We start from the raw sequence: 20,906 nt of genomic DNA on the forward strand, positions 1-20,906 counted from the left end.
GTCAGCCGTACAGTTGAATGTGAAGAAACAACACCAGGATTACCCATGGACAAACTGCATATCGAAGGCCACTTCGATCCCGCCACCAGCACCGTCAGCTACATCGTGCTGGACCGCGCCACCTTGCACTGCGCGCTGGTGGACAGCGTACTCGATTACGACCCCAAGTCCGGGCGCACCTCCACCGGCAGCGCCGATCACCTGATCGCGCGGGTAGCGGCGCTGGGCGCTACCGTGCAATGGATCCTGGAAACCCATGCCCACGCCGACCACCTGTCCGCCGCGCCCTACCTGAAACAGAAGCTGGGCGGCCGCATCGCCATCGGCGAACATATCCGGCAGGTGCAGCAGGTCTTTGGCAAGCTCTTCAACGCGGGCACGGAGTTTGAACATGACGGCAGCCAGTTCGATCACCTCTTCACCGAGGGAGAACGCTTCCAGATCGGCCAGTTGCAGGCGCGCGTGATGCACACGCCCGGACATACCCCGGCCTGTGTCACCTATGTCGTGGAGGAGGCGGACCAGGTTGCCGCTTTCGTCGGTGACACCCTGTTCATGCCGGACTACGGCACGGCACGTTGCGACTTTCCGGGGGGCGACGCGCGCCGGCTGTTCCGCTCCATCCATGCCGTGTTGTCGCTGCCGCCGCAGACCCGGCTCTACATGTGCCACGACTACCAGCCGGGCGGCCGTGAACTGCGCTTCGAGACCACCGTGGCCGAAGAGCGCCAGCACAACATTCACGTGCATGAAGGCATCAGTGAAGACGCCTTCGTCGCCATGCGGAGCGCACGCGATGCCACGCTGGACATGCCGACCCTGCTGCTGCCCTCGGTCCAGGTCAACATGCGCGCCGGCCAGATGCCGCCGGCCGAAGCCAATGGCGTTCGCTATCTGAAGATTCCGCTCAACGCCGTATGAGGTGACGAGGTGGCGCCATCACAACATCGCAACGGTGCAACTGCGATTCAGCTATGGCCTGAGGCCTGAAACACGCCCAACAGCAGCATGCCCCCGATAAGGGCCAATACGACGATGCCGCCAACGATGGCGATGGCGGTCTTGGGCTTGCGATCTGACATGACTGGTCTCCTTGACACGGCCGGGGCACATCGGTGATGGCGGCCCGGCCTGCTGCCGAGATTAGCAAACGGGCCCGGGTGCAGGGATAGGCCGGCGCCTGCTCCAAGCCCTCCATACCGCTGTCATCCGCGTGGGAATGCATGAAGTACCTTCGCGCCGCCAGCTCAGGTAGCGCCCGCATCGATCCGGACAAATGCGAATTACCCTCATTTTCGCTAATTGTCGTGGCCTTTGCGCCGGCGCCGCCCTAGAATCTGCGCCATTCCGCTACCCGCATATGAACAGAAGTGCCATGGCCAAATTCCATCTCGAACATCACAAGGTCGACGCCATCTCCTGGCTGCGCGCCGCCGTCCTGGGTGCCAACGACGGCATCGTCTCCACTGCCAGCCTGCTGGTGGGCGTGGTGGCGGCCAACGCCACGCATGAGAACGTGTTGCTGACCGGCGTGGCCGGCCTGGTAGCGGGGGCCATGTCGATGGCCACCGGCGAATACGTCTCCGTGCATTCACAGGCCGACAGTGAACACGCTGCCCTGAGCCAGGAGCGCGAGGAACTGGCCATGGATCCGGAAGGCGAACACCGCGAACTGATGGGCATCTACATGCGCCGCGGCCTGAACCAGGAAACCGCGCACCAGGTCGCCACGCAACTGATGGCCCACGATGCTCTCGATGCGCATGCGCGCGATGAACTGGGCATTTCGGAAACCACGGCCGCGCGGCCGGTACAGGCGGCCGTGGTCTCGGCCCTGAGCTTTGCGGTCGGCGCGGCCTTGCCGCTGGCGGTGGTCGTGCTGGCGCCTGTGGCTACGCTGTTGCCTGCCATCGTGATCGCCGCCCTGCTCTCGCTGGCGGTACTGGGCGCGGTCGCTGCCAAGACGGGCGGCGCCAATTTGTGGAAGGGAGCCCTGCGCGTGAGTCTTTGGAGCTCGCTGGCGATGGGCTGCACGGCGGCGATCGGTTCCTTCTTCGGCGCGGCGCTGTAGGGCCTCAGAGCCAACCCAGCCATTGCCCCCAGACCAGCTGGCCAAGATAGCGCGAAGGCAGCAAGGTGAATGCACCGGCCACCAGGCAAGCACCGATGTAGACCCGTTGCATGAAGCGCCGGTGCAGCGCGATGTCGCCCCGCATCACTGCAGAGAGGCCACGCCAGAGCAGGAAGGTCGTCACTGGCACCAGCAGGTGCAGCGGCGTGTAGCCCGCCATGTTGGGCAGGTCATACGAACGGATGAAGAGCGCCGAGAGGACGGTGATGACCATGCAAGTCAACCAGCCATAGCCCAGGACACGGTGCCACCGTGGCCGTACCGTGCGGCCCAGGCGGGCCCAGAAGGCGAAGGGACCGATAAGGACAGCGGCAAGTGCGACGCTCAGGTGCAGGGCAATGACGGGGGTGAGGGACATGGCAGGCTTTCAGCAAATCGATGGAGCGATTGTGCTGGGGCCCGAATCATGTCGATAGCGGGATGCGACGAAATGCAGATGGAGTACCGCAGAATGCAGCCTCAGTGCCAGCTTGCGGCGATGACGGCACCCAGGGCCGTCTGATAGCTGGACGTCAAGGCCGCTTGGCCGACCAGTGGCGGCGCAAAGGCGGCCATGGCAGAGACCAGCGCATCCACCTCAGCCGCCCCCAGCCATCTGCCGTTGCTCAACTCCATGCGGTCCCAGCGTTTGGAATCGTCGGCAAACCATTCCTTGAAGCTGAGTTTGTCCCCCGATGCGAACAGGCTCAGTTCGAGATCCTCATCCACCCGGCGCAGCCAGATCTGTTGCTCGATGACGCCCGTCCCGATCCTGATGCGATCATCATCCGTACCGTCTCCATCATTGATGTCGATGATATCCGTACCAGAACCTGGCCCGAAGAGATAGGTATCGCCACCACCGCCGCCGGCAAGGTAATCGTCGCCGGCTCCCCCATCAAGAACGTTCCGGCCCCAGTTGCCAAGGAGGCGATTGGCCCCGGCATTGCCCCGGCCATCAATGTTGCCGTTACCGGTCAGTTCAAGGTGTTCCAGCTCGGGCGTCAGGGTGAAACTCACGGTGCTCATGACCTTGTCCACGCCCTCGCCGCGTTTCTCCACGATGACGTCGCCGGCATGATTGACGACATAGGTGTCATCGCCGGCCAGCCCTTCGAGCCGGTCGGGACCGGCGGTCCCGACGAGATAATCGTCATGCCGGGTAGCCATTGCGGATCGTTCGGTCAGCTTCGCCGCATCCCACACCGACCCGTCGCGGAACCTGATTTGGTCAATGGCACTCCCGGCCTCGGCAAACCAGCCTGAAAGCATCAGTTTGTCGGGACTGCCCACCACGTTGAGGATCAGGTCATCCCAGCGGTTGCGGGACACGTGCAGGTCATCCTGGGCAATGCCAGGGCCCAGGATGACCACATCCATCGATGCCCTCGCTGCGGCACTGCGGTCGGCCTCATTGATCGTATCTTCGCCGCTGCCACGACCGAACAGGTAGATATCGCTCCCCGTGCCGCCGTCCAGCCAGTCGTTATCTGGCCCGCCGTCAAGGGTGTCGGACCCGGCGCCACCATGGAGGGTATCGTTGCCACCGCCCCCGCTGAGCCGGTTGTCGCCCTGGTTGCCATTGATCGAGTTCGGGCCGTCGTTGCCGCTGCCATCAATGGCCATCGTACCCGTCAGGGTCAAGCTCTCCACATTGTCGGACAGGGTATGGCTGACGCTGGCATACACCCTGTCGATACCCTCGAAGAGCCCCTCGACGATCACGTCGCCAACGTGGTTGACGATATATTCATCGTAGCCCTGCAATCCGACGAGCCGATCCGCGCCGGCCGTACCAGCCAGATAATCATGGCCTGAGCTGCTGACGATGCTGCGCCCCAGCGCCCCGGGGTGGTCCCATGGGATGCCCAGCTTGCCCAGAGGCGCCTGTGCCGGTGTGAGCACGCTCCCCAGGGCATCGGCAGACCACAGCGGTTGCACGTCCACCGCTGCATTGCTGACGGCCAGAGGCTCCCCCGGCATCAGCTCACCGCTGACGCGCACCGCCTCGACCGGCCCGTGACCGGCGCTGCCGACCGTCTGGCTGACGGCGCTGACCAGGCTCTCTTGCTTGCCGTCATCCAGCTGCGACTGCAGGGTGGCCCGCAAGCGCTGCCCGACCAGGTCAGCACTCAGCAGCAACAGTGCTTCGGTTGCGCCGGCAATGACTGTCCAGTCGATGCCATTGGCGGAGCGTTCCCAGCGATAGGAGACCTTGCCCGGCCCTTCCTGCTTGGCCAGCGCAGTTTCAAGGGAGACGGTCTGTCCTTGCTTGAGATCGCCTGTGATGTGCAATGGCCCGCCCAGGATCTGGACATAGCCGGATCCATCCGCCCGCGCATGCCATACGGTGCCATCGGCGAACTGTATGCGGTCGACCAGTTTGCCGGCCTTGGCTTCCATTTCCACGCTGCCTCCCGCCAGGAGCAGCGTGAGCCGTCCCGACTGTACCGTGGTACGTGCCGAGGCGGCGCTGATCCCCTCCCCCAGCAGCAGGGTATCGTTGCCGTCGGCATCCTGGATCACATCGGCACCGTCTCCAGCCGCATAGCGATAGGTATCGTCACCGCTGCCACCATCGAGGCGATCATTGCCTGCGCCGCCGGTCAGGGTGTCATCGCCTGCCGCTCCCGAGAGTACATCGTCACCCGCCATGCCTTGCAGCACGTTGTTGCCGCGATTGCCGACGATGTTGTTGTCCAGTTCATTGCCGGTGGCGTCGATGTTTTCCTGCCAGTATTTGACCGGCTCCAGCGTATGGATGGCGTAGGCATTGGGTTGGTCGGCTGCACGCCGCAAGCTGGCGATATCGACGAATCGCGTCATGTCGCTCACGCGGCCGCGCCCGGAGTCGGCCAGATAGAAGCCCAGCAGTGCGCCATCGGATTCGCCAATCACGGCACCGGTCAAGGTCACGGCATGGTTGACCGCACCGTTTCCTTTATAGGCATCCTCACCCCACAACAGGCCCGCATTGACGGCCAGGATCACCCCGCGTCCGCTGCGCAGGAGATTGGCCATGCCCATCTCGTTGTAGCCGATCACGACGTCATTGCGCAGGCCGTAGCTGCCCAGCAGCTTGCGCTGGTCTTCCACATTGGTCCCGCCCAGCTGGTGGGCGGGTAGCGCCGGATTGCTGACGGTCCAGTTGTTGTTGATCGCCAGCCTCACTACCTGCGCCTCCGTGGTCGGCCGCCCGGCCTGGGTCAGCAGGTTGGCAATCGAGGTCAAGGCACAGGTGCCGGTGTAGTTGTCGACGGCGTCCCCTTGCATGTAATCCAGCTCATTGCGCTTGGGATAGCCGTAGACCAGTACGTTCCTGCCATCCACGGAGCCCTTCTCCGGCTTGGAAAAATCCAGCAGCAGGAGATCTTCCACCTGCGTGCCCAAGCGATAGCTGACGCTGGACTGCACGATGTCCCGGCCTTCCCCGACACGCTCACTGACCACATCACCGGCGTTGTCGACATAGTAGGTATCGTTGCCCGCACCGCCGCGCATGAGGTCGGCACCGGTCACGCCATCCAGGATGTTGTCGGCGCTGTTGCCAATGAGCGTGTTGTCGAGCGCGTTGCCGGTGGCATGGATGCGGTAGCCTTCCAGCAGCCGCAGCTCCTCGATGTGGGCGTTGAGCAGATAGTTGCTGCTGGTGATGACGGTGTCATAGCCTTCGCCCTCTTGTTCGTAGACCGTATCGTTGACGCTGTTGACGATGTAGACATCGTCACCCTTGCCGCCGACCATGGTGTCCGCCCCGGCGCCACCATCGAGGTAATCACTGCCCACGCCGCCCACCAGGATGTCGGTGCCGGCACCGCCGTAGAGGAAATCGTCGTCCGTTTCCCCAGCCGCCAGGCGTTGCTGCGATTCATTGCTGGCCGTGAAGCCTTGCAGATAGTCGTCGCCCTCACCCCCATAGAGCGTATCGTTTCCGGCCTGCCCGAACAGGTTGTCGTTGCCGCCTTCGCCCATGAGCATGTCATCGCCGGCGCCGCCCTGCAGCTCGTCACGATCATCGCCGCCATACAATTGGTCCGACCCCACTCCGCCGATGAGCACATCGCTGCCGGCCCCACCGTACAGGACATCATCATCGGTCTCACCGGCCAGCAAGGTCTGCCTGGGGTCATTGCCGGCAGTGAAGCCGATCAGCAGATCATTGCCCTCGCCACCCCACAGGCGGTCGTTGCCGGCCTGGCCGAACAGCTTGTCGTGTCCGCTGCCACCGTCCATCTGGTCATTGCCTGCGCCACCCTGCAACTCGTCATCGTCGCTGCCGCCCCACAGGCTGTCCTGCCCTTCGTCGCCCAGCAACAGGTCGCGGCCCGACTCGCCACTGAGCTGATCATCACCCGGTCCGCCGAAGAGATTGTCGTTGCCTGCACCGCCTTGGAGGACATCGTCATCGGACTCTCCTGCGGCCAGAGCTTGCCGTGCCTCGTTACTGGCCATGAAGCCGACGAGCACATCGTCGCCATCGCCCCCGATGAGCAGATCATTGCCCAACTGGCCGAAGAGCCGGTCATTGCCTGCCCCGCCCAACAGCGCATCACCGCCTTCATTGCCTTGCAGGTCGTCGGCACCATCGCCACCCCATAGCGTGTCGTTGCCGGCCTGGCCATAAAGGCGGTCATTGCCAGCCTGCCCCAGCAGCAGATCATTGCCCTCATTGCCTTGCAACTCATCGGCCCCCTCCCCGCCCCAAACCAGGTCTTCCCCGGCACCGCCAAGCAGCAGGTCATTCCCGGCGCCCCCATCAAGCTGATCGTTACCGTCGTGGCCGAGGACGGTGTCATCACCTTCCTCGCCGTACAGAAGATCGGCTCCGGCATAGCCGTACAGCGTGTCATTGCCCGTTCCGCCCCACAAGGTATCTGCGCGGTCGGAACCACCCATGACATCATTGCCCGCGCCGGCCATGAAGAACCTGACCCGGCCGGTGTAACGGCTGAGATAGGCCGGTGCTGCTGCAAAGTAGTTGACGTCGAAACGGTCGTCACCGTTGGTACCGATCATGTAGTCATACTGGTTCCTGTTCCATCCGAGCATGATCTCACCGGCCTTCCACAGGAAAATACCCTGGAACATGGGATAGACCTGCATCCGCTTGCGCAGCTCCTGATCATTGCTCGGGGGAACACCCGCATAGGTCGGCTCGTTGCGCGTGTGGGCAGGTGGTGCCGCCATGCTCATGGCGTTCGCAACGACCCGTCCGCTGCCGCGTGTCAGGAAGCCGTAATCGTCGCGGGAGATGTTCCTGGTCACGCTCATGAGTTCGTTGCTGCCCAACTGCCCGTCCTCGTTGATGTCTGCCCACAGCCGCAGCGCCCCGGCTTCGCCGGTGCTGACCTGCCCGTCACGATTGACGTCCAGCGCTGCCAGTTGGCTGGCGGACAGCGCCTGGCCAGTGGCCGACATGGCCCGTACGGTTGCCAGGGCGATACTGGCGCTGCGGTCGTAGCTGGCACTCTGACTGTCGTAGAAGGCTCCGATCGGGTCGGACCAGCCTGCCGGCAGTTTGAACCCGAGCTCGCCGGCCGGCTTGAAACCCAAGCCGCCTGCGGCGCCGAGCAACCATCGTGTGGTCAGGCTGCTGAAGTCAAGCCAGTAGCGCTGGCCCAGTCGACCATCATCATGGAGCGAAGAGAGCTGGTATTCCGCATGGGCACGCTGGCCGGGGTCGTAGAGGTCATAGCTGGTCTTGCCGAGTTGGATCGCACTGCTGACGGGGCTGCCACTGGCGTCGCGATAGGTATCGGTCTGATAGCCGGCATCGGAGAACCAATCGCGGCGGGTAGTCTGGCCGTCGACGACGCTCACGGTCTTCACCGGGCTCAGTTCGGCATCACGTGTGGCTTGCACACTTTCCTGCTCGTAGAGGATCTTGCCAGCGGCAGTGGTGCTGACCTGGCGTACCGTGTAGCCGTCTGCGCCGAGCTTGCGCGTATATACGGTCTGACCGCCGCTGCCATCGGTGTTGGGGACGACCATGCGGTATTCGCCCGTCGCGGCGTTGTTGGCCACCACGGCACCGTTGCTGTAGTGATAGGTGGTGGTGCCATCGGCGCTGCGCTCCGGGACAAAGTAGGGCTGGCCTTGCTGCACCAGCAGGGTCTTGCCGTCCACGCTGCCATTGCTGGCCACGAAGTCGCTGCGGAACTGGATGCGGCTGCCCTGGTAACGACCGGCGTTTTTTTCGACCAGCCAGAGATCGTCCACCGTGCCGCCTTCCCTGAATTGCGCGACATGCAGCCCGGACTTGGCGATGAGGGCGGCGCTGTTGCGCGTTGGCGACTCCAGCCCGAGAGCGATGGCATCCTGATTGATGGACTGGGTGGCCAGACGCTGGACGATGCCTTCGATGAGTTGCTGGTCGCTGATGAGTTGCCGTGGCGCGTCTACGATGGCGGGAAGGTTGAAGTCGCCGATGGTTTCGATGCTGATGCCCAGCCATTTGCCGATGAGTTTGGTGGAGCGCCAGAGGGCGGCTGGGTCGCTTGTTCCGGGGACTTTTTCCATCCACTCCAGAGCTTGCTGGCGGATCTCGCGGTCTGTGCTTGTAAACGCAAGTCTTCCAATGGCGCCGACCAAGATGGTGCTTGCCATTACGCCATCGATGCCATCGCCCCCGGTTTCACGAAGACCTACCCATAAGCGTTCAACTGCGTCGTCACCATAGGCTTTGCGATAAAGCAGCATGGGAGTCTGCAGCGTCCAATTCGAAAGCGACAAGCGGTTATCTTCGAATGTCTTTTTATGTATTTCTTGGACCACGTTGAACGTCAAGTCACTGCGCAGAATGCCAGCGGAATTCTTCGCCAACTGCTGCATTTTTTCCAGCGTGTTGAGTGCCATCTGTACCCGGATCCTGTCGACATCCGCATTACTTAAATTGCGACACACCGCGTCATTTCCCAATCCGAAAAGCGCTGTATCTGCGAGATATTCCAAGGCAGCCAGACCGGTAACAGAATTTCCTTTTGCAACACCCAGTGCCCAGCCTGCATAGTTGTAGCCTTTGTCGTAGAGATCCTGATACACCGCAATGGCGATATCCTTTTTCTGCTGATCCGTCACTCCTTCGAGAAAGCGATTTTGATATTCGGCAATTTGCTGTTCGGTGATCGGCACTACTGATTTCATAGCTGCTCTCCTTTAGAAGTTCTTGATGGCCGGTGTAAGCCTTGTTTGTTATGCGACGCGGAAATTATTTATTGGCACTCTGCTGATCGCGAAAACCAAGAATGACGTCGGTCAACTTGGCTTGAATGGAACGCCACTGCGGCAAGAGATCGGGGGTGTATCTGACGCTCACATTGATGCTCAAATCGTGCTGTTCCATATCCCAGTTCTGTTCGCACCCTGCGTAGTAACGAGTTCCGTGGCTATATCCGCACCGAATGTAAGTGCTGACTCGCCCTTCGGAATTTCGATGTATGTAGATGTCACCCGCACCTGCTGATACATAGCGCCAAAGCTCCCCTGTGACCGGATCAGTCCCCCTTGGGATGAACAATTGCAGCCCGTCCACAGGCGAATCAGCGGAAATGAACTGTCTTCCGATGCCCCTCCTGTCAGGGTCGCCAATCGTGTTGTTGTAGAACCGGTCAAGAGAGCCATGCTCCAGATAATGCTCGCCAGCCAAAACAGCGCCGTCGAGCCACGTCGTTTTTATTTTTGCACCGTGATTTGTTGCTCTCTGCGTCGACTGATACCGTTCAAAATCCTCCCGGACCTCCGGATCAGAAAGCGATCCGAGATCCGGATAGCGCGCATAGAATCCGAAGCTATTCAACTTTGACGAGGAAGTACGTCGCGGTACAGGACCTGCTCTTCTCTCCCCCCACCCTGGATCGCCGTCATATTCCACAAAATGCACCACTCGCCGATCAATGCGCACCGGCATGCCGCCAAGGTCTCCCACGACGTATCGCAAAGCCTCTGAGTTATCCGGATTGTGTTCCGGATCGATTCGGAGTGTGCCAAATCTGGAGTAGAAGGCCATCAACGCTACTGCGCCAAATCCCAAGAACAGATGAATCACAAGCACAATCAGCAGCCAGCGGCCTCGTGAGGGACGATCTGGATTGCTCGTATTCGTCAACAACCGTTTATTCATGGGCGATCCTGACGGGCAACGATATCGAGTGGGTTTGCATGCAGCACGCCACGGAATGGAAAAGTGAAGATTGTTCTTCAAGCGTGGGAAGCTTGTCACCATCGATTGGAAACAAGTCTTCAGTTATAGAAATTTTTTAGTGAGTTTTTTGGTGGACGGCCAAATCCTTTTGATGACCGACTTCCCCCGAGAAGACAGCCTCGATGTCGCATCATCCGATGCGATCCGAACCACCATGCCCCCACCACCAGCGCCCTGACCCTGCACGCCAGCACATCCGCCGCAAACGTCTTGGTCAAGATATCTACCCCGCGCTCAAGATGCCCATGATTGAGCAACGCATTCTCGGCATAGCCGAATGCGAACAGCACCAGCGATGCGACGCGCGTATCGAATCTGCAATCACTCAGAAGTTAATGGTGGCCGGCGCGGACCTCGGTTGTTATACCGCGCGTAAACAATTTTCTGGCACTCTGCTGATCGCGAAGACCAAGAGTGACGGTGCCCGATTTGGTTTGAATGGATCGTCATTGCGGCGGGGAGATCGGGGGTGTCTGACTAAATGATTTAGCGATGGATATTGGCGGGAGGCAAAACTGGCCCTGTCGTTTGGGCATGGTGGAAGGTCAAGATGAATTGACTGACCTTGATCTGGATGTCCTGCCAGTGGGGCAAAAGTCCGGGAGGATAAAGTGTGCTGACCCAGATATTCAGGTCCAGCGATTCCAAGCTCCACTCGTGCTGACATAGGGAATAACGCCGGGTACCGCTGCGGAAATTGCAATTGATGTATGTGGTGGGCCTCCCGCTCGAATCACGGTGAAAGTAGGTATCTCCGGACCCGATCGAGGAATACCGCCATGACTCGCCAGTGGTCGGATGTGCACCCAGATCAACAAACAGTTCAAGCCCCGGGATCTCTGACTCTATGGGTACGAGCTGGTCACCCATTGCCCGGGTTTCGGGGTGCGACGTCGTTGCTTGATACAAGCGATCCATCGCTCCGTGCCCCGGATAACGAGAACCGGACCTAATCCCGCCACCAATCCAAGGATTGGTCCATCTGAGCTCCGCCCCGAGTGAAGAAGACAACGGGTGATATTTTTCGTAATCTGCTTGCGCATCCTTGTCGGCGCGCGTTTTCATATCGGGGTACCGGACCTCGAAAGCGAAGCTGCTCAGGCGCGAGCTGTAGGTACGTTCAGGACGCGGCCCTTTGCGCCTCTCGCCCCAGCCAGGATCGCCGTCGTACTCGATGAATTGGACAATCCTGTGATCAATCTTGACCGGCATCCCGCCCAGATCACCAATCACATACTGGGGAGGCGAATTGGCCGTCCTCAGTGGGGCGGAGGCGCTATCAATTCAGGATTGTCGATCACCACGTAGCACACGGACGCGAACCCGATGCTCAACACCGCCAGCAGTCCAAACACGATCAGGACCATGCCCTCTCCTCCATGCAATCTGCATGATCAGAGGTGTTTGTATGCGTGAGCGGCACTGCGCCCAACATCACCGAGGTGACAAGAGGAGAAACCGATGTGGAACGAGCGGGATAGTTATCGGAGACGGGCGTGGCCGTGAACGCGCTTGCTGCCGAGTGAACTTGCATGCTGCACTCCAAGGACTGGAAAGCGCAGATTGTTCTTCAACCGAAGGAAGCTTGTCTCCACTGATTGGAAACAAGTCTTCCTTTATCGAAAATGTTGAGCGAGTTTTTTGATGGACGAAAAAATCATTTTGCCAGCCTACCTGGCCCTGCGAAGGCGGGCTCGCTATCCCATCACCCGATGCGATCCGAACTATCGTCCCCCACCAGCTCCCTGACCCTGCGCGCCAGTACATCGGCCGCAAACGGCTTGGTCAGCACCTGCATCCCGCGTTCAAGATGCCCATGATTGAGCACCGCATTCTCGGCATAGCCGGTGACAAACAGCACCGGCAATTCCGGACGCGGCGCACGGATGGCATCGGCCAGCTGGCGGCCGTTCATGCCATTGGGCAGGCCCACGTCGGTGACCAGCAGGTCCAGCTCCGGACAGGCGGCCAGCACCTTGAGGGCCGAAGGCCCGTCTTCGGCCTCCAGCACGTGGTAGCCGAGATCGCTCAATACTTCCACCGTGACCATGCGCACCAGCGGCTCGTCATCGACGACCAGGATGGTCTTGCTGCCTGGCGCAGTCGCGACCATGTTCTCGTCGGACTGCGGCAAATCGTCTTCTCCGGCTTCACCCAGGTGACGCGGCAGATAGATGCAGAGCGTCGCCCCCTGCCCCAGTTCTGAATAAATGCGTACGGCCCCGCCGGACTGCCCGGCAAAACCATACACCATGGACAGTCCCAGCCCCGTGCCCTGCCCGGTCGGCTTGGTGGTGAAGAAAGGATCGAAGGCGCGCGCCACCACATCGGGCGACATGCCGGTGCCGGTATCACTCACGCACAGCGACACGTACTGGCCTGGTTGCACGCCGCGCTGCATGGCGGCGATGTCGTCCAGCCAGCGGTTGGCCGTCTCGATGGTCAGCCGCCCGCCGTGCGGCATGGCGTCACGGGCATTGATGCACAGGTTCAGCAGGGCATTCTCCAGCTGGCCGATGTCCACGAAGGTGTTCCACAATCCACCCGCAGCGATGGTCTCCACCGTGATCGCCGGACCCACGCTGCGGCCGATCAGGTCATGCATGTCGGCCACGATGCGGTTCAGGTCGGCCGCCTTGGGATCCAGCGTCTGCCGGCGCGAGAAGGCCAGCAGCCGCTGCGTCAGGGCAGCGGCGCGCTTGACGGCCGATTGCGCGCCATTGAGATGGCGTTCGATATCGGAGATGCGCCCCTGGGCCAGGCGTACCTTCATCAGTTCCAGGCTGCCGCTGATGCCCGCCAGGATGTTGTTGAAGTCATGCGCCAGCCCGCCAGTGAGCTGTCCCACCGCCTCCATCTTCTGCGCCTGGCGCAAGGCCTCTTCTGCTTCCAGCAAGGCCTTGGTGCGCTCCTGCACACGTTGTTCGAGGGTGTCGTTGAGGGTGCGCAATGCGGCCAGCGCGCGATCACGCTCGGCTTCTACGGCGCGGCGGCCTTCGATGTCGATCAGCACGCCCGGAAAAGTGCTGGGGATGCCATCAGGCGTCAGTTCCACGCGGCCGTTGGCTTCCAGCCAGTAGTAACGGCCGTCGCGCCGGCGGGTGCGGTATTGATGCGCGTAGGTGCCGCCACGCGCCAGGGTTTCGCGAATGCGGGCAGCGAGCATGTCGCGGTCATCCGGATGGACGGCCTCCATCACGTCGGCAATGGACAACTGTGACAGGTCGCGCTCCGGGGCCACACCGAAGGCCTGCGCAAATCCTTCATCGACGTTGAGGCGATCGGCGGGGATGTCCCAGATCCAGGTGCCGATGATGGCACCCGCTTCCAGGGCCAGTTGCACGCGCTGGACGTTCTCACGCAGCGCGGCTTCGGTGCGGCGGCGCGCGGTGATGTCGCGAAACAGCACCGACACCTGGCGCATCTCCACCGGCCCCACACGCGTGGCCGAGACTTCGATGTGGCGGCCCACGGCCTGGAATTCCTGTTCGAAACGCAGCGGCTGGCCCGTCAGCAGGACCTGCCCGTAGACATCCAGCCAGACCTGGGCGTTGTCCGGCTCGATCTCGCGCAGGCGCTTGCCGACGATGCCCTCGATACCGGTGTGCCGGTAGTAGCCGGAATTGGCTTCGATGTGCACGTAGTCGCTGAGCGGCCCATGCGGACCATCGATGAATTCGATGATGCAAAAACCATCGTCGATGGCCTCCAGCAAAGCGTGCCGGTACGCCTTGCTCAAGGGTGAATTGCCTTCCATTGCCGCTTGCTGATCCAAGATAACGCCCTTCCTCGTCGCGCTGTTCTGATTGAGTCTTCCGCCAACACGCTTGCGTCGTCACGGTAGAGCTTGTCGGCATGGTAATGGATTCCCCGGCCGTACGGCCAGTTTCGCGACAAATCCCCCGCTGGGACAACCCGCTATTGCTGCCCGTCAAATGGCAGCCGGCTGCGTATAAGGTATTGGCCTGCTCGTTCTTGTTGATTGGCCCTTATGACTCCGGCTGCCTGCAAAACGCTCCCGCCCGCGCAAAATATTCCTGCCGGGCGCGGCCACCTGGCGCTCAACAGGGGCGCGAACGGCGTCGCTCATGAAGGCGCCGCAGTCGAATGCGGGGCGCAATCGTCGGCAATCTTCTGTCCCGGGGTAATGAGCGGAATCACCGCCGCCACCGGCGCCACCAGTGCCAGGGCCGCTGCGGCACCGGCCCGCGCGGCCAATCCTTCCTTGCTGGCGCCGATGTCCGGATGGGCGAAGGTGCCGCGTACATACAAAGGCGTGCGCAGCGACAGGATGCGCACCTGCTTGGTCCGCGGGACCACGTCCAGGGCCAGCGTTTCCTTGCCCAGGTCGACCTGTCCACGGATGTCGATGGCAGCATCTTCCGTGTTGAGGATGCCATGGCGCACCTGCGCCAGACCATCCTTGACGCTGACATCGGCGGCGCCACACAGCAGCTTGACCTGCTGGTCGCGATAGAGCTTGGCGAAGACGGCATTGGCCAGGTTCAGGCCGGCCGCCTCCAGGATGAATTGGCTGATGGTGCCTTCGCTCAAGTCCGCCTTGATCTCGCCGTTGGCGTGCGCCAGCATGGCCGCCACCGAATTGCCGCTGCCGGACAGCGTAGCCCGGCCGTCAACCTTGCCGAAGGTGGCATCGAACCGGCCCAGCTTCGGGAACAGCTGGCGCACCTGCACCCCTTGCAATTGCAGTTGCAGCCGCGCGCCGATAGCCGGCTGGCGTCCATCGAGACGGATCTCGCCTTCTCCCTTTCCACCTGCCAGCGCGAACTGCAGGGGCGTTGCGGTCAGCACCTGGTCTTGCAGGCGCAAGGTGGTTGCAGCGTCCTGCAATTCGATGTCCGGATGCAACTCAACGCGCTTTGCATGCAAGCCAATTTCCGCATCCAGCTTGGCCCAGCGTTCGGGCTTGGCCGGATCCCCGGGAAGCACGCGCGTTTTGCCCTTGTCCGCATCATCGGCCTGCTTCTTGCCGGACAAAGGCAGGTAATCCGACAAGCGCAGCAATCCGGCCTGGGCCTTGACGGTCAGGCGATTCTTGGGCGGGCCGCGATAGTAGCGGGCATCACCGGCGAAGTCGCTCTCGCCCACCTTGCCGGTGAAGTGTTCATAGCGCCAGTCCCAGGCGCGGGTCTCGCGATCGACGCGCTCGATGGTGAGCTGGCCTTGGGTGGTGAAAGGGCGCGTCGCCGGCAACGGAACGCCACTGGCCGCGTAGAGCCGATCCAGGCTCTCGCCGCTGAGGCGGAGCTGCATCTCGGCACGCGTCAATTGGTGAGGGTTGATGAGTTTGCCGGAGAAGACGGTATGCACCTCCCCGACATCGCCCTCGGCCTGCAGCGGATAGACGCTGTTCTCGTTGAGCAGGTCGGGCAAGGCACCGCCGCGCAGGCTGCCCTGCACCCGGCCCTCCTTGAAGTGGCCGGACACCGCCGCCTGCAAGACCAGCGCGGCGGGATTGGCGGGGTCGGTACTTGCGTTGCCTGCTTCCTTGCGAACCTCCGCCGCCTGGTTGGCAGCGCTGGCCAGCGGACGCGCATCGAAACGCAGGTCCATCTCCAGCGGCTGGTCCACATAACGGATCAGGGCGCGCTCGAAAACGATCTGGTGGATGTCGAAACTCCAGCGCGAGCGCGGCTGGTCTGAGAAACGCCAGTTCTTGCGCTGGTCGTCGACCCGTTCCATGGCCAGGTCCAGGCCGTCGACGCGCAGGTCGGTGATGTGCCAATGCCAGCGCAGCAGCGGCAAAGGAGAAAAATGCAGGTCGAGCGAACGGGCGCGCAACAGGTGGTCGGTACTGCGGGCCCAGTGGGGATTGCCGATATGCAGGTCGCGCGCCGTGAAATGCAGTTGCGGCAGCCACTCGGCGCCGCCCTTGTCATTGCGCACCAGCGACCAGCCCAAGCTGATGGGGCCATCCACCCGGATCTCGCGGGCCAGCACGGCGGAAAGCTTGTGGGTGATCCAGGGCTTGGCCAGGTTCCAGTCGAAGAGCGCGATGGCCAGCGCCAGCACGGCCACCAAGCCGAGCAGCGTCAGTGCAGCCCAGGCCAGGATCTTCGAAGCCTTGGCCATTATCGTTCCCGGATGCCCGCCCACGCGCATGTCTCCCCTTTTTCGCTGACTGATATGAACCGTGCAAACGCAACAGTATCAGCTTCGGGGCAAACCAGCGCTATAGGAGGGCGAGCCGCATCCTTGTCAGAGGAGCGGCAACGCCGGGGTGGTTGGCAAAGCGCGACGGGTCAGAAAGTTTCCCAGAGGTCTTCATCGGCGCGGGCCACGGCCTTGCTGGCCGGTGCCGCCGTGGTCGGTGCCGCGCTCACCCGCAAGACGCTGGGAGCCGGTGCAGGCTTGACCAGCGGCGCTGGACGCACCGCTGCTGCCGGCTTGGCCTGCGCGGCCGGCGCTGCGTTCGCACCTTGCGCCAGCTTGAAGATGCTGATGGCCGTCGCCAGCCTTGCAGCCTGCTCCTGCAAGGCGCCCGCAGCCGCTGCGGCCTGTTCCACCAGGGCGGCGTTTTGCTGGGTGCTTTCGTCCATCTGGCCGACGGCGCGGTTGATTTCCTCGATGCCGGTGCTCTGCTCGACGCTGGCAGCCGAGATCTCGCCGACGATGTCGGTCACGCTGCGCACGCTGCTGACCACCTGTTGCATGGTGTTGCCGGCTTCGGCCACGAGGGCACTGCCCCCCTCGACCTTGGCTACGGAATCGCTGATGAGGCCCTTGATTTCCTTGGCCGCAGCGGCCGAGCGCTGGGCCAGCGAGCGCACTTCCGAGGCCACCACCGCAAAGCCCCGTCCCTGCTCGCCCGCCCGTGCCGCTTCCACGGCGGCGTTCAAGGCGAGGATGTTGGTCTGGAAGGCAATGCCATCGATGACACCGATGATGTCGACGATCTTGCGCGAGGACTGGTTGATCTCTTCCATCGTGGTCACCACGCGGCCGACGATCTCGCCGCCCTGCTTGGCCACCTCGGAGGCGGTGGCGGCCAGCTGGTTGGCCTGGCGTGCGTTGTCGGCGTTCTGGCGCACGGTGGAGGTCATTTCTTCCATGGCCGATGCGGTCTCTTCGAGCGAACCGGCCTGCTGCTCGGTACGGGAAGACAGGTCCAGGTTACCGCTGGCAATTTCGCCCGAGGCAGTGGCGATGGAGTCGGTACTGCGCCGCACGCCGGAGACGATGTCGACCAGGTTGTCGTTCATCTTGCGCAAGGCCACCATGAGCTGGCCGGTTTCGTCCTTGGAATGGGGTTCGATGCGGGTGGTGAGGTCGCCTGCGGCGACGTTCTCGGCCACGCGGACCGCCTCGTTGAGCGGCTTGACGATGGAGCGCGCCATCAGGTAGCCAAGGATGATGGACGCCAGCACGGCCATGACCGAGCACGCCAGCGTGACCTGGATGGCCAGGGCGCCATCAGCCACTGCCTTGGCACCTTCTGCCTGGAGCTGGCTATCCTGGGAATCGGCGAAGGCACGCGCCAAGGCCAGGTAGTTGTTCTGGGTATCGGTGATCTTGCGCAGGACGTATTCGTCAGCGGCCTCACTCTTGCCGGCGCGGATGAGCGCCAGGAACTCACGCTCACTGGCATCGAAGGCCTGGCGCGCTTCATCGAGCACCTTGATCTTCTTCTTGCCGACCTCCGTGACCTGACGCGCGGCGATCTTGTCCAGGGCTTCCTTGGTCTGTTTGACCGCCACATCGAGCTGCCCGAACCGCTTTTCGTTGGCTTGCACATTGTCGATGTCGATGGCAATGCCGCGCAGGTACTTGATCTGCTCATTGACGCCATCGCGCAGGTCGAAGGCCCAGCGGACCTTCAGGTAGCGGTCATTGACGATCTGGTCGATGCCGCGATTGATGTTGTTGATCTTGACGAAGGCCGTGACGCTGACCACCGCCAGCAAGGCCACGACGACGGCGAACACGGCCGCCAGGCGCACTGCGACCTTGAGGTTTCCGAAATATGCAAACATGCTGTTCCCTATGCTGTTCATTTATTGTTCTGTCTCTTCCGCTTCCTCGAAGATCCAGCTTCTTTTTATTGAACAGCGCGAACGCAGTTCCCTCGAACTTTTCCGTAGGCAACATGATGCGACATCCGCGCATGCCAAACAACAAGGGCAAGCGACTATTTGTGGAAGTGTCGCAAAGTCATCACACAACTAGAGGTGTAAATGTATTTTTTGTACACCTTTTTGCTTAAAACACCACGCCTGAGCCGAGGATGATGTTGGCATAAGGCGTGCATTCCCCAGTGCGGATACAGGCTTTGGCCGCTGCGGTGGCGCGCTTGAAATCCTCATGCGACATGCTGCGGCCTTGCGGCAAGTCCAGCGCCGCAACCTGCGCGGCCAATGCCGGACTGACGCTCCGCATTTCATCGGCGACGATGTGGAATTCAACCTGCAATTCGCTGAGCACCGTGTTGAGCACGGTCATGAAATCGGGCACGCCCCGCGTGACGGCAAGATCGATCACCGGAACACCGGCCGGCACCGGCAAGCCTACATCACCGATGACCAGGGTATCGCCATGGCCCATGGTGGCAATGAGCTGGGAAATGGCGGCGTTGAGCAAGGCAGTCTTTTTCATGGCAATGAAGGAAGAAGAAATCAGAGCACGACTTCGTCGCGCGTGGGAATGGAGGTTTGGGCACCGACACGCGTGACGCTCAGGGCAGCCGCGGCCTGGGCATAGGCAATGGCGTCGAACTGGTCGTGGCCTTGGGCAATGGCTCCAATGAAGCCGCCAATGAAAGTGTCGCCCGCTGCGGTGGTATCGACCGCCTGCACCTTGCGTGCCGGAAGGTGGCGCTGCTGGCCATCGGCGAAGGATCCATAGACGCCCTTCTCGCCCAGCGTTACCACCACGTTGCGAGCGCCCAATGCGTGAAGCTTGCGCGCGAGCAGCGGGATATCTTCCGACTGCTCCTCGGCCAGCATGGCCGCTTCGATTTCATTCAAGATCAGGTAATCGATCTTCTGCAGCAGTTCACGGGGCAAGGCTTGTGCCGGTGCAGGATTGAGCACCACGGTTTTGCCCAGGGCGTGAGCCAGTTCGATGCTGTGGATGACGGTAGGCATCGGCACTTCCAGTTGCAGCAGCACGATGGAGGCCTGCTCGATGAGCGGACGGGCGCGTTCGATGCGCTCCACATCCAGCCGGCCATTGGCGCCGGCGGCGATGACGATGCTGTTCTGGGCGTTGGCGTCGACCATGATGGAGGCGATACCGGTCGCTTCGCCCGCTACTTCGTCGATGTAGCGGTCATCGATGCCGCAGGCGGTGATGGAGTCGCGCATCTGGCTGCCGAAGGCGTCGTCACCCACGCAGGCGACCATCGCCACGCTGGTGCCGGGCGCGGCCAGGCGGGCGCAGGCCACGGCCTGGTTGGCGCCCTTGCCGCCGGGGATGGTCATGAATTTTTCGCCGGCCAGGGTTTCACCCGGCAAGGGCATGCGCGGTACGCGCAAGACCAGGTCCATGTTGACGCTGCCGATGATGACGATCATGTGTGTTCTCTTTGTTCTCTTTGTTCAGTTGCGTTGTGACGTGTTCAGTTCTGCTTGGGGCGCGGGGCGGTCGAGCCGCGCCGCTGGAGTTGCGGCGCCACCGTCTCGCGGCGCGCCGGCAGGCTGGGGTCGGCGATGCGTTCGAGCAGGAACTGCGCCGTCAGGTTGCCCAGCTTGCGGGTATTTTGTGCCACCGTGGTCAGCGGAGGATGAACGAATTGCGCCAGTTCGATATCGTCGAAACCCACCACCGACAATTCGCCCGGCACCTCGATCTGCAATTCACCGGCGGCACGCAGCACACCGATGGCCATCATGTCGTTGCAGCAGAAGATGGCGTCCGGACGTTCTCCTTCGCCTCTCCCCTGCAGCAATTGCATGGCGGCCTGATAGCCGCCGATGCCGCTGAAATCCGCATGCAGCAGGTCGCCCTCGGCCAGCGCCAGGCCACCCGCCTGCAATGTCTGGCGGAATCCCTGCACGCGTTCGTCCGACAGTTCCAGTCCATCCGGCCCGGCGATGCAGGCCACATGGCGGCGCTGCAGCTCCAGCAAGTGGCGCGCCGCCAGGCTGCCACCGAGTGCGTTGTCGGTGCTGACCAGGTCGATGTCCAGCTCCTTGGGCGCTCGGTCCAAGAGAACGGTCGGAATATCGAGCCTGCCCGCCGGGTTGAGATCGGCCTGGTTCAGGGTCGCGATGATGAGGCCATCGCAGCGCTTGGTCTGCAGGACCTGCAGGTAGTCGCGCTGCTTGTCCGGATCATCGTCCGAATTGCAGAGGATGACGCTGTACCCGGCGCCATAGCAGTGGTCTTCGATCCCGCGCGCCAGCTCCGAGAAATACGGGTTGGTGTTGTTGGGAATGATGAGGCCGATACTGCCCGTGACGTTGCTGCGCAGCGAACGCGCCAGGGCACTGGGCACGTAGTCGAGTTCCTTGACCGCGGCCAGCACGCGCTCGCGGGCGTCGCTGCTGACCGGACGCGTCTGGTTGAGCACATGCGAGACCGTGGTGTAGGACACCCCGGCCAGCCTGGCGACATCCTTGATGGTGGCCATGGCGT

General features: G+C 62.1%; 13 protein-coding genes. 3 read left to right on the top strand and 10 right to left on the bottom strand.

Going from position 1 to position 20,906, the window contains the following annotated elements:
- The first annotated feature begins 45 nt into the window (after positions 1-45).
- Both FYB76_RS08995 and FYB76_RS09000 read left to right on the top strand, forming a co-directional pair.
- Complete coding sequence (locus FYB76_RS08995; RefSeq protein ID WP_154133433.1) at positions 46-921, top strand: MBL fold metallo-hydrolase; 876 nt, start codon at positions 46-48, stop codon at positions 919-921.
- Positions 922-1,375: 454 nt separating this feature from the next.
- Positions 1,376-2,071 carry a VIT family protein gene (locus FYB76_RS09000; protein ID WP_154133434.1) on the top strand — a complete coding sequence of 232 codons (696 nt, stop codon included), beginning with the start codon at positions 1,376-1,378 and terminating at the stop codon, positions 2,069-2,071.
- A gap of 4 nt (positions 2,072-2,075) precedes the next feature.
- Here FYB76_RS09000 and FYB76_RS09005 read toward each other — a convergent pair whose 3' ends face one another.
- From FYB76_RS09005 to FYB76_RS09015, 3 genes are all read right to left on the bottom strand, one after another.
- Positions 2,076-2,489 carry a DUF2306 domain-containing protein gene (locus FYB76_RS09005; protein WP_154133435.1) on the bottom strand — a complete coding sequence of 138 codons (414 nt, stop codon included), beginning with the start codon at positions 2,487-2,489 and terminating at the stop codon, positions 2,076-2,078.
- A 101-nt stretch (positions 2,490-2,590) separates the two neighbouring features.
- Positions 2,591-8,716 carry a calcium-binding protein gene (locus FYB76_RS09010; RefSeq protein WP_154133436.1) on the bottom strand — a complete coding sequence of 2,042 codons (6,126 nt, stop codon included), beginning with the start codon at positions 8,714-8,716 and terminating at the stop codon, positions 2,591-2,593.
- A 601-nt stretch (positions 8,717-9,317) separates the two neighbouring features.
- Positions 9,318-10,229, bottom strand: a complete 912-nt coding sequence (locus FYB76_RS09015; protein WP_154133437.1) for a hypothetical protein — start codon at positions 10,227-10,229, stop codon at positions 9,318-9,320.
- Between the two features lie 203 nt (positions 10,230-10,432).
- On the opposite strand from FYB76_RS09015, the gene FYB76_RS09020 reads away from it, so the two are divergent.
- Positions 10,433-10,795, top strand: coding sequence for a hypothetical protein (locus tag FYB76_RS09020; protein ID WP_154133438.1), 363 nt, complete (start codon positions 10,433-10,435; stop codon positions 10,793-10,795).
- Between the two features lies 1 nt (position 10,796).
- Here FYB76_RS09020 and FYB76_RS09025 read toward each other — a convergent pair whose 3' ends face one another.
- The 7 genes from FYB76_RS09025 to FYB76_RS09055 all read right to left on the bottom strand — a co-directional run bounded on the left by FYB76_RS09025 (position 10,797) and on the right by FYB76_RS09055 (position 20,901).
- Complete coding sequence (locus FYB76_RS09025) at positions 10,797-11,522, bottom strand: hypothetical protein (RefSeq protein ID WP_154133439.1); 726 nt, start codon at positions 11,520-11,522, stop codon at positions 10,797-10,799.
- Between the two features lie 493 nt (positions 11,523-12,015).
- The gene (locus tag FYB76_RS09030; protein ID WP_154133440.1) at positions 12,016-14,067 is read right to left on the bottom strand and encodes a response regulator; all 2,052 of its coding nucleotides are present in this window, start codon (positions 14,065-14,067) and stop codon (positions 12,016-12,018) included.
- A gap of 329 nt (positions 14,068-14,396) precedes the next feature.
- A complete protein-coding gene (locus FYB76_RS09035) occupies positions 14,397-16,403 on the bottom strand; it encodes an AsmA family protein (protein ID WP_154133441.1) in 2,007 nt (668 codons plus the stop codon).
- Between the two features lie 170 nt (positions 16,404-16,573).
- Positions 16,574-18,304 (bottom strand): methyl-accepting chemotaxis protein, encoded by a 1,731-nt coding sequence (locus tag FYB76_RS09040; RefSeq protein WP_154133442.1) that lies wholly within the window; start codon positions 18,302-18,304, stop codon positions 16,574-16,576.
- Between the two features lie 226 nt (positions 18,305-18,530).
- Positions 18,531-18,923 (bottom strand): D-ribose pyranase, encoded by a 393-nt coding sequence (gene rbsD / locus FYB76_RS09045; RefSeq protein WP_154133443.1) that lies wholly within the window; start codon positions 18,921-18,923, stop codon positions 18,531-18,533.
- Between the two features lie 20 nt (positions 18,924-18,943).
- Entirely contained in the window at positions 18,944-19,843 is a 900-nt protein-coding gene (gene rbsK, locus FYB76_RS09050) for a ribokinase (protein ID WP_154133444.1), read from the bottom strand.
- A gap of 44 nt (positions 19,844-19,887) precedes the next feature.
- Positions 19,888-20,901: a LacI family DNA-binding transcriptional regulator gene (locus tag FYB76_RS09055; protein WP_154133445.1), complete on the bottom strand. Its 1,014-nt coding sequence runs from the start codon at positions 20,899-20,901 to the stop codon at positions 19,888-19,890.
- Between the last annotated feature and the right edge of the window lie 5 nt (positions 20,902-20,906).

Source organism: Herbaspirillum sp. CAH-3, from assembly GCF_009668275.1.
Taxonomy (GTDB): domain Bacteria; phylum Pseudomonadota; class Gammaproteobacteria; order Burkholderiales; family Burkholderiaceae_D; genus Herbaspirillum; species Herbaspirillum aquaticum.

Excerpts from the sequence above, each read along its gene's own strand:
- FYB76_RS08995 (WP_154133433.1), top strand. The coding sequence starts at position 46 with ATGGACAAACTGCATATCGAAGGCCACTTCGATCCCGCCACCAGCACC.
- FYB76_RS09000 (WP_154133434.1), top strand. The coding sequence starts at position 1,376 with ATGGCCAAATTCCATCTCGAACATCACAAGGTCGACGCCATCTCCTGG.
- FYB76_RS09005 (WP_154133435.1), bottom strand. The coding sequence starts at position 2,489 with ATGTCCCTCACCCCCGTCATTGCCCTGCACCTGAGCGTCGCACTTGCC.
- FYB76_RS09010 (WP_154133436.1), bottom strand. The coding sequence starts at position 8,716 with ATGGCAAGCACCATCTTGGTCGGCGCCATTGGAAGACTTGCGTTTACA.
- FYB76_RS09015 (WP_154133437.1), bottom strand. The coding sequence starts at position 10,229 with ATGAATAAACGGTTGTTGACGAATACGAGCAATCCAGATCGTCCCTCA.
- FYB76_RS09020 (WP_154133438.1), top strand. The coding sequence starts at position 10,433 with ATGTCGCATCATCCGATGCGATCCGAACCACCATGCCCCCACCACCAG.
- FYB76_RS09025 (WP_154133439.1), bottom strand. The coding sequence starts at position 11,522 with ATGCCGGTCAAGATTGATCACAGGATTGTCCAATTCATCGAGTACGAC.
- FYB76_RS09030 (WP_154133440.1), bottom strand. The coding sequence starts at position 14,067 with ATGGAAGGCAATTCACCCTTGAGCAAGGCGTACCGGCACGCTTTGCTG.
- FYB76_RS09035 (WP_154133441.1), bottom strand. The coding sequence starts at position 16,403 with ATGGCCAAGGCTTCGAAGATCCTGGCCTGGGCTGCACTGACGCTGCTC.
- FYB76_RS09040 (WP_154133442.1), bottom strand. The coding sequence starts at position 18,304 with ATGTTTGCATATTTCGGAAACCTCAAGGTCGCAGTGCGCCTGGCGGCC.
- rbsD (WP_154133443.1), bottom strand. The coding sequence starts at position 18,923 with ATGAAAAAGACTGCCTTGCTCAACGCCGCCATTTCCCAGCTCATTGCC.
- rbsK (WP_154133444.1), bottom strand. The coding sequence starts at position 19,843 with ATGATCGTCATCATCGGCAGCGTCAACATGGACCTGGTCTTGCGCGTA.
- FYB76_RS09055 (WP_154133445.1), bottom strand. The coding sequence starts at position 20,901 with ATGGCCACCATCAAGGATGTCGCCAGGCTGGCCGGGGTGTCCTACACC.